Genomic DNA, 9693 nt, shown 5'->3' with positions numbered 1-9693 from the left:
CGCGGTTCATCGGCATGGCGGCACCTCCGCTTGAGGGATGCCGCCATGCTCGCCCTACCTCTGCTCACCTACTGAGACTCGACGCTAATCAAGTGCAATGCAGGGGAGGGAGTAGATAGCGGCAAGAACGCGAACACACGCTTATGATTCCCTCATGACCGACACCTCCCGTGACGCCCGCGCCGATGCCCTGCTCGATGTCGTGCAGGAAGAAAGCAGCCGCCGACTGAAGATCTTCCTGGGTGCCGCGCCGGGTGTGGGCAAAACCTACGCCATGCTGTCTGCCGCGCGCGAATTGAAGCGGCAGGGCGTGGATGTCGTGGTCGGCCTGGTGGAAACGCACGGCCGTAGCGAAACGGCGGCGCTGCTGGAAGGGTTGGAGGTTCTGCCGCGGCTCGCCCTGAGCTATCAAGGGCGCGAATTCACCGAGTTCGACGTGGACGCGGCGCTGGCGCGCAAACCGGACATCCTGCTGGTCGACGAACTCGCGCACCGCAATGTGCCTGGCAGCCGGCACGAGCGCCGCTGGCAGGACATCGCCGAACTGCTCGATGCCGGCATCGAAGTCTACACCGCGCTCAACGTGCAGCACCTGGAAAGCCTCAACGACCAGGTGCGCCGCATCACCGGCATCACCGTGCGCGAAACGGTACCGGACGCCGTGCTTGATCGCGCGCGCGACATCGTGCTGGTGGACCTGCCGCCGCGCGAGCTGATCGACCGCCTGCGGCAAGGCAAGGTCTACATGCCCGAAACCGCTGCCGCCGCGCTGGACGCGTTCTTCTCGCCCACCAACCTGGCGGCCCTGCGTGAACTGGCGGTGGACACCGTCGCCGGTCACGTCGACAGCGACCTGCGTGAACACATGTTGGCGCGCGGTGGCAAGATGCCGGTGCGGCGACGGGTGATGGCCGCCATCGACGGCCACGCGCAGAGCGAATACCTGGTGCGCGTCGCGCGTCGCATCGCCGAGCGCCGCGGTGCGCCGTGGACCGTGGTATTCGTGGACACCGGTGCAGCCCTGGACGACGCGCGCCGCGAGCGCATCGAAACGGCGATGCGCCTGGCACGGCGCCTGGGCGGCGATGCCACTATCTTGCGCGGCCACGCCATTGCCGACGAATTGCTCGTGCAGGCCGACCGTGAAGGCGTCGGCCAGATCATCCTAGGGCGGACGCGCGAGCGACTGATCGCACGCATGCTCGGCCGTTCGTTGACGCAGCAATTGCTTCGTCGCGGCGCTCACCTGGAACTCACCATCATTGCCACCCCGGCCGAGCGCTTGCGTTCACGCAAACGCCTGCGGCTGATGCCGATCTACGGGCGTCGCGACGAATACATATTCGCCAGCGTCGTCACCGCCATCGCGATCGGCTTGTCCTTTATCGCCGACCGCTATCTGTCGGTGGCCAATCTTGCCCTGATCTTTCTCATCGCCGTGATGATCGTGGCGGTGCGCACACGCATGGCAGTGGCGGTTTACACCGCGACGATGTGTTTTCTGGGCTACAACTTCTTTTTCGCGCCGCCACGCTACACCCTGGCCATCGCCAATTCGGATGATGTGCTGGCGGTGACGCTGTTTTTCGCGGCGGCATTGATCTGTAGCCGCCTGGCCACGCGCCTGGCCAGCCAGGTGGAATCGCTGCGCGCCGCACACGATTATTCGCACGCGCTATTGGCGCTTGGACAACGCCTCTCCGCCAGCACGGACGCGGACGGTATCCGTAGCGTGGGCGTCACGGCCCTGGCGCACGCCATGCGCTGCGAAGTGGCCATCCTGTCGCGTGACGTGGAGCACCGCTTGCAGGTCGCGGCCAACAGTTCGCGTACGCTCGCCCTGACTACGCAAGACATGGCCGCGGCCGAGTGGTGCGAACAGCATGTCGAACCGGCCGGACGCTACACCGATACGCTCAATGCCGCCCGCTGCTGGATGCTGCCGCTGGGCAGCGAGGACCATCATCTTGGCGTAGCGGCGCTGCGCTTGGAGGGCGGCGTTTCGCCGAATATCGACCGGCGCAGCCTCGCGTTGGCGATGGTGCAGGATATCGGCCAGGCGCTGGAGCGTGCGCGGCTCGCTTCCGAGTTGGAAGGCGCACGCGTGCAAGGCGAAACCGAACGCTTGCGCAATGCGCTGCTCTCCTCCGTATCGCACGATTTGCGTTCGCCGCTGGCATCGATGATCGGCTCGGCCGGCACACTCTCCAATTATGGGGATCAGTTGCCGGTGAATGAACGCAAGGAACTGCTCGAGGCGATTCTGGGCGAAGGCCAGCGGCTGGACCGCTATATCCAGAATCTGCTGGACATGACACGCCTGGGTCACGGCACGCTCAAGCTCAATCGCGACTGGACCGACTCCGCCGAAATCGTCGCCTCGGCCATCACCCGCATGCGCAAGCTGTTTCCCGAGCTGCGGGTGGACACTACGCTGCCTGATGAAACTGTGCTGTTGTTCGTACACCCGGCGCTGATCGAACAGGCGCTGTTCAATATCCTGGAGAATGCCGCCCGCTTTTCGCCACCCGGCGATCCGGTACGCGTGGTCGTGCGCGTGGCGGGGGATCGGCTGTTCATCGATGTGATCGACCGCGGCCCCGGCATTCCCGAGGAAGAACGTGCGCGCATCTTCGACATGTTCTATTCCGTGGCGCGCGGCGATCGCGCACCGCAGGGCACCGGTTTGGGGCTGGCGATCTGCCGCGGCATGATCGGGGCGCACGGCGGCAGCGTGGAAGCCTTGCCTGGCGATGGCGTTGGCACGACCATTCGCATTAGTCTTCCACTGCCCACTCTTCCATCGCCATGACAGCCGCCAACCCCTGCGTCCTGGTCATCGATGACGAAACGCAGATCCGCAAATTTCTCGACATCGGCTTGCGCGCCGAGGGTTACGACGTGCTGCTGGCGGCCAATGCCGCCGAAGGCTTGGCCCTTGCCGCCACGCGCAATCCTGACCTGGTGATCCTGGATATCGGCCTGCCCGACCGCGAAGGCCATGAAGTGCTGGCCGAATTGCGCCAATGGACGCAGGTGCCGGTGCTGATGCTTTCGGTCCGCGATGCCGAGAACGAAAAGGTCAAGGCGCTGGACACGGGCGCGAACGACTACATGACCAAGCCATTTGGCATACAGGAGCTGATGGCACGCCTGCGCGCCTTGCTGCGCAACCGTGCCACCGGCGCTGAAGCCTTGCCGCGCTATCAGGACGAGCGTCTGCATATCGACCTCGGCTTGCGCGAAGTAACGCTTGACGGTGAGCCGCTTGCGTTGACGCGCAAGGAGTACGCGGTACTGGCGATGTTGGTGCGTCACGCCGGTCGCGTAGTGAGCCAACAGCAGCTGTTGCGCGAGATCTGGGGTGGCACGCATGTGCATGACACGCACTACCTGCGCATCGTGCTCGGCAAATTACGGCAGAAGCTGGGGGATGATCCGACGACGCCGCGGTGGCTGAAGACGGAGCCGGGAGTGGGGTACCGCTTTCTGGCTGGGAATGGGTGAGGGCCATTCTCGCGATTTTGCGTATGCCTTGCTCTGGCCAGGTCGTCATCCCGACGCATGCGCTCAGCGCTTGGAAAACAAGCCGCCTGCCGTCAGCAGCACACCCAGCACGATCCCGCCGATACCCATCCACGACGGAATCGCCTTGTCGTGCGTGGCGGTGAGCTTGGCCGAGCCGATCTGGACCAAGGTTTCGGTTTGGGTGTAGCTGCCGTTGCCGAAGATGACCCACAGGCCGCCGACCAGCAGCCCGAGCCCCAGGATGATCAGGATGGCACGCATGCTTCGCTCCGCGAAAAAGTTGCAGGGATCATAGGCGCCGGCGTCGTACAAAAGGAAGACGGCCTCCGCCGCCGCTTCACGCGCCCTTAAAACTTGCAGGCAGGAATGACCATCCCAGCCTACGCCCCGCGCTCAAAATTTGTAGTCGATCATCACGCGGTTGTAGACGAAGGTCTTGTTGCTTGGGTTGAGGTTGCCGATGCCGCCGTTGGAGAGCTCCCAGCGGTTGCGCAGGGTCAAGCCCTTGAGGACGCCGTCCAGGTGATAGATCACGTCGAAATACAGGTCGTGGCTGTTGCCTCGGTAATCCGTCAGGTATTTCGCGTAGGCGGCCGTAAGTTCCAGTTTCTTGTCCAGCAGGTCGTAGGTGAACTTGCCTTTCCACGCGCGGCCCGGGCCGGCTTCGACCAGGCCGCGGATCATCGAAGTGGTGAACAGCGGGTCGGTGCCGTAGTTCATGGTGTATGGCGAAATCACCGCGCCGCCGCCCACCGCACCGGCCTCGTGTGCTACCTTGTTGTAGTACAGGTCGAAGCGGCCGTTGGGAATCACTACGCCGAGGTCGCCGCCGATGACACGGCTTTTCACGTGCGTTCCCGTCACGCCGAAGAGCTTGGTGCCGGTTTCGGTGAAGCGGTTGTCCGATCCGCCGTTCTGCACCAGGTACTGAGTGCCGATGACGGGATTGAAGCCCGAACCGGTCTCGAACACGTAACTGCCCACCGCGTACCCGGTGCGGGCGAAATGTATGAAGTCGTAATAGCGCAACTGCGCGCTCAGCCCGCCTTGGACGTAAGTAGTGCCGCCTTCCCAGGTACCCGGTGCGGAACGCGCGTGCAGCGGCAGCGAACCGTTGTTGCCGTACATCGAATCGCCGTCGTATTTGGACGGGTAGTACAGGTTGTCCGGGAACATGCCGGAGGAGGTGCGGCTCTTCCAACTGTATTCGCGCAAGGCGAACAGGTTCCAGCCACGCATGGGCGTGATCTGCAGCTTCAGCGCGTTGTACGAGGAGGGGATGATGCGCGAATCATTGTTACCCATCCACGGGTCGTCGGCGAGGTATTGATAGCCGCCGCGAAACAGGAAGATGCCGTGCTGGTATTGCAGATAGGCCTGGCTGAAAGTGCCGATCGAGTTGTTCGGGCCGGCCAACGTGGTATCGATCTTTGCCGTTTCGTTCGAATGCGTGCCGAACGAATTGACCGTTACAAACGAACCGCCGATGCTGAAGCCGGTGAGGAAGCTGCCGGTTTGCGCGTTGATCAATGCGCCGGCGGAGAGGGCGCTGGCGTTCGATACGGTTTTGCTGGCGTAGAGGCGGTCGAAGTTGTAGAGGCGCAGATCGCCGTCCACATGGCCGTTACTGAAGATGTCGTCGTCCGCGTGCGCTACGCCGCAGGCCGCAAGTAGTCCAACCATGGCGGCAAGCGCCCGTTGCTTCAACATGCCCATTCCCCATCGCAAGTGGCCGATCGCCAGGTAGCCCGGCCTGGCGCTATATAAACGAGTATATGACGGTTTCCGGATGCCGCTTAGGGCGGCTCTGATTTATTCAGAGCTTCCGCGGTGCAAGGATGCGCGTCTGAAAAAATCCAGGACGGATTTTTTTCAGACCATCCTTAGGATGGTTTCGAACGGGGTTGCTCAGCGGGTGGTCCCGAGCATCACGCTCGAGGCTTTCACGACGGCCACTACCGGAGTCCCTTGCCGAAGGCCCAGCTGGGACGCGCTTTCGGTGGTCACGACCGCCGCCATCACGTTGCCACCGGCAAGCTGCAGGCGCACATCCGAGTTGACCGGCCCCTCGATGACCTGGACGATCGTGCCCGGAAATTGATTGCGTGCCGACAGATGCAGACCCGAGTCCGGCAGGGCCAGTAGCACCGAGGAAGCCTTGATCAGGGCGATCGCTTCGCTACCGATCTTCAGGCCCAGATTCTCCGTGCTCTCGCGGGTGAGATTGGCGACCACGCGATTGCTGCCGGGCAACTCCAGTTCCACCGTATCGTTGACCACGCCCTTGTGGATCGCCGCCACGCGCCCCGAAAACTGATTGCGTGCACTGGTGCGCAACATAAGGCTCCTGATCAGCTTGATGTCGGCGGCAGAGGTATCGGCCAGCGTGTCGAACTGTTCGAGAAAGCGGCGATGCACTTCTTCCAGCGCCGCGAAGGTTTCGACCAACCGCCGGCCGCGTTCGGTGAGGTGCGTGCCGCCGCCGCCCTTGCCACCGGCCGCGCGCATCACCAGGGGCTCGTCTGCCAGATTGTTCATGGCGTCGATCGCATCCCATGCGCCCTTATAGCTCATCCCGAGAGCGCGCGCGGCGGCGGTGATGGAGCCGGTTTCATCGATCTTCGCCAGCAGGGCGACGCGATCGGCGCCGCCCAGCGTCCGGTCGCCCACCTGCAGCGACAGTATGCCTTTGAGCTTGAACATTCCCCCGCCCGCCTGATGGACCGACGGGAGCCATTTTAGCCGTGTAGGCCAGGATGAAATCCCAGCATCGCCATCGGTACGCAAGCTGGGAATTCATCCCAGCCTGCGGGAGTCCGGCAGCGGAAAGATCACTGCGCGTAGTCGTAGTAATCCACGCCGAGATCCTGGAACGCCGCTTCGTAGGTATCGCCAGTGCGCGCGATCACGAACTGGTTGGTGGGAGGGCAGTCGAGTTCCACCTCGTGGCCATCATGCAACGCTTCGTACTGCTCGCGGGTCAGGTCGGTGGACTCGGCCAAGGCCGCGCGAAAGCCGATCTTCGCCGCCGCTTCGCGCCAGCCCGGCACCACGCGCAGCGGAATGGCTTCGGAGGCGTCGCCGCTGCCGTAGCCGATCGCATAGAGCCTGGCATCCGTCCATTCGACGTTGCTTTCCAGCGCCTGCTCGAAGCCGGCGGCGATCCACGCCGGCAGCGCGGCGGTATAGAGATTGCCCAGCTCCATGGCCCAATCGGTGCCCTGGTTGACGCGCGTGGCCAGCAACTGCTGGAACGCCGGGCTCTTGCGCACCACGCCGGACAGCTTGGTGGTGAGCGGGTGCGCATCCTGGGCGGCGTCGGCATGCGCGCCCTGGCGCACAAACTCGCCATACAGGTCCGGCGTGTTGCGGCATTCGGCCACTACGCCGTCCGGCGAGACGCCAGAGAGCTCGCACAGGGCCTGGAAACCGGCATGGGGCTGCGGTGCGCGTGCAAGGGCGCGGGCGTAGATGAAGGCCAGGGCCTGCAACGGCATCATGTGGTACGGGCGATGGAAGAACAGCCCGCCCGCGCTTTCGAGGAGGTCCAGATCCGACACGCCCAGCCGCTGGATCATCGCATCGGTGGCCTGGCCCACTTCGTCCAGATAGGCGAAGGTGGAGTATTTGCCGCTGAAGATCGGGAAATCGTGCAGGCGGCGGTGACGCTGGCCGTATTCGTGATGGAAGTGGCGAAGGAACGGCTTGCGGAAGTCCGGGCCGCGGTAATCGGAGGCGCTGCCGGCATGGGCCAGATCCACCTCGAACAGCTTGGGCTGTGCCTCCACCAGCATCGCCACTGCGCCGGCGCCCTGCGTCTGCTCACCACTGGACCCGCGCTCGTAGGCGGCGATATCGCTGCACACGACGATCGCCTGGCGGCCGTTGGCATCGAATCCCACGTAGCGTAGTGCGCTCTTCAGGGCATAGACGCCGCCCAGACAGGCGTGCTTGAACTCCGGTACTTCCAACTGGCGTGAAAGGCGCGGCAGCCCCAGGCGTTCCAGCTCGCGATCCACCATGCCACGCACGATCACCGCGCCGGCTGAGTTGTCCTTGCTGCTTTCAGTGCCGAGCGCAAGCTGGCCGACGTTGCGCGGGTCGATGTTGTACTGGCAGATCAGCCGCAGTACGGCGGTGGCAGCCATGGTGTAGGCGTCTTCATACGGCGCCGGCTGGCGGAAACTGCGGCCTACCACGGCCTGGACCTTGTCCCAGGAGTTGCCGGTCCATTCGCACCAGTCGCGCAGGGACACGCGTGGGCGGGGTACATACAGGCTCATGCCGCTTACGCCTGGGTTGCGTCGTGCTGCCGTGTCGTTCGCTGTGTTCAAAAGCTTGTTCCTCGATGGTGTCGGAGCAACGCCGGCCACAATGACCCCGCCGTGCGCGCTTGGGAGCGCGCAAGCTGCGGGGACATGGAGACGCGTCGCAGGGCGGACGTCCTTCAAGCCGGACGCGGCCGCCCGGGCGGGGGGATGCGAGCGCCCGGCCGAACCACGAGATTTTAACCACGTTAGCTTTCAGCTAGTCGACTTTTGGTTACATTCGCAATCGCCGGGGGCTTTTGGGGTAGCGTGGTGAACGATGTTTCGCCAAGGACCCTCTGGTCTATTCCTACGTGCCCGGCATGACGTCCAGAAGGCCCGCAGGCTGGGATGGCAATCCCAGCCTCGCGCGGCTGCAAGCATGGCAATGCTGGGATTGCCATCCCAGCCTACGCTCCGCCTGACGCGCATACAGTGAGGCCCCCGAGCGTGTGGTGACGGATGCGTAGGAATAGATCAGAGGGTCCTGAGGCTTACCAGGCCTTGATCGCGGCTTCTGTCTCAGTAAAGGCCCGCATTCCATGCTGCGAGGCCAGCCAGTCCCGGTACCCGCTCATCCAATGCTTCAGTCCGCGGATGTAGCTGGATAACGCGGGGCCGGCGTCTTCCCTCACCGCACTGGCCGCGACCATGAAGGCGTCGATCTCCGTACGGATGCGTTCGCCCACGCGGTCCAAGCTGCGCTGTAGCGAATAGCCTTGACTGGCGTACAGCGCCACCGTGTTCCGATGCGGGGCCGACTGGTGGACGTCCAGACCCAGATGTTGCACATCGCTGCTCCAGCACACGACGCGATTGGTATGCCGGCGCAATTGCTGCACATCGACCTGGTCGTGCTCCTCCTGCGCTAGCGGCAGGCCGTTGGCGAAATCGATCAGATACAGACAGGGATAAAGGCCTCCGGCATGGCGCAGGATGGCTTCATGCCGATGCGCGGGAGCTGTGCGCGCATGCGAATGTTCCAGCATGCGCAGGCCGGCCATTCCCACCCACAGATGCATGGCATGCGCGAAACGCTCGAACTGGGCGTCGGACATGCTCAGCCGCAGCTGCCGGCACAGATCCACCCAGGCGGTTTCGCCGTACACCGGCTCGTTGCCGATGCGGCCGATGTCGAGTACATCGATCACCGCCTCAAGATTGGAAATGGTGTAGGCCGATACCTTTTCGGTGCGGCCGACGAACCAGTCGTCGACTAGGAAATACCAGGCATAGAAATAGGCAATGGTCTGCAGCCGCTCAAGCGACGCATAGGGGTGGCAGCGCGCGGCGAGCCAGCCGAATTTGGCCTGTGCGATGCGTGCCCGGTAATGCTCGTTGGGAATGAGGCCGTGCTGTACCAGCCATTGCTGCATGCGCGCTTCCACAAAGGGCGCATGCGGGGAGCACGCGCTCGCCCAGGGATAGTGCAGATTCGGCAGGCGCAATCCATTCGGTGCCTCGTACTCCAGCGGCGCTGCGAACGGTGCGTAATTGGCAGGCAGACTCTCAAAGCGGTGCATGGCGGCTCTCTCCGTGAGGAACGGCACAACGGGATGACCGGTAAAGTGCTGCAAGGAAGATTCGGCCGCCGCCGATTTTGTGGACTGTCGGGCGGGAAGCAGCCGGCCCGGGCAGCGGTTGTCACCATCACGCTTTCATGGGGCGCCGAAGGGGCGGCGCCGCCTGGCTACCAAAGGATGTGGCCCCGGTTCCTGTATTTGACTACTGCGTGTGAAATCCTAGGCTTGGGAATGTGATGATGACGTGAATTTGGATGTCTAAGTATGTTGATTTATATGGAAATAAGCGGGACGGGTTGATTCACGGGTCGTAGGCGGGGATGACAATCCCAGCA

The 9693-nt window shown here is 63.5% G+C and carries 7 protein-coding genes; 2 read left to right on the top strand and 5 right to left on the bottom strand.

Annotated features, from left to right (window positions below):
• The first annotated feature begins 154 nt into the window (after positions 1–154).
• Positions 155–2812 (top strand): sensor histidine kinase, encoded by a 2658-nt coding sequence (locus tag EKH80_RS21230; protein ID WP_126686802.1) that lies wholly within the window; start codon positions 155–157, stop codon positions 2810–2812.
• Positions 2809–3507 carry a response regulator gene (locus tag EKH80_RS21225; protein WP_126686801.1) on the top strand — a complete coding sequence of 233 codons (699 nt, stop codon included), beginning with the start codon at positions 2809–2811 and terminating at the stop codon, positions 3505–3507. The genes EKH80_RS21230 and EKH80_RS21225 overlap by 4 nt, the downstream gene beginning before the upstream one ends.
• Before the next feature lie 63 nt (positions 3508–3570).
• Here EKH80_RS21225 and EKH80_RS21220 read toward each other — a convergent pair whose 3' ends face one another.
• From EKH80_RS21220 to EKH80_RS21200, 5 genes are all read right to left on the bottom strand, one after another.
• Positions 3571–3789 (bottom strand): hypothetical protein, encoded by a 219-nt coding sequence (locus tag EKH80_RS21220; RefSeq protein WP_126686800.1) that lies wholly within the window; start codon positions 3787–3789, stop codon positions 3571–3573.
• 132 nt (positions 3790–3921) lie between these two features.
• Positions 3922–5238, bottom strand: coding sequence for a hypothetical protein (locus tag EKH80_RS21215; RefSeq protein ID WP_126686799.1), 1317 nt, complete (start codon positions 5236–5238; stop codon positions 3922–3924).
• 198 nt (positions 5239–5436) lie between these two features.
• Complete coding sequence (locus tag EKH80_RS21210; protein ID WP_126686798.1) at positions 5437–6231, bottom strand: TOBE domain-containing protein; 795 nt, start codon at positions 6229–6231, stop codon at positions 5437–5439.
• Positions 6232–6359: 128 nt separating this feature from the next.
• Entirely contained in the window at positions 6360–7862 is a 1503-nt protein-coding gene (locus tag EKH80_RS21205; RefSeq protein ID WP_230473867.1) for a hypothetical protein, read from the bottom strand.
• 467 nt (positions 7863–8329) lie between these two features.
• Entirely contained in the window at positions 8330–9358 is a 1029-nt protein-coding gene (locus EKH80_RS21200) for a terpene synthase family protein (protein WP_126686797.1), read from the bottom strand.
• Positions 9359–9693: the final 335 nt, after the last annotated feature.

Origin of the sequence: Dyella choica (genome assembly GCF_003977665.1) — a bacterium.
In the GTDB taxonomy this organism is placed as follows: domain Bacteria; phylum Pseudomonadota; class Gammaproteobacteria; order Xanthomonadales; family Rhodanobacteraceae; genus Dyella_B; species Dyella_B choica.
The sequence above is the reverse complement of the archived record's forward strand: the minus strand, read 5'-3'. Positions and strand labels throughout refer to the sequence as shown.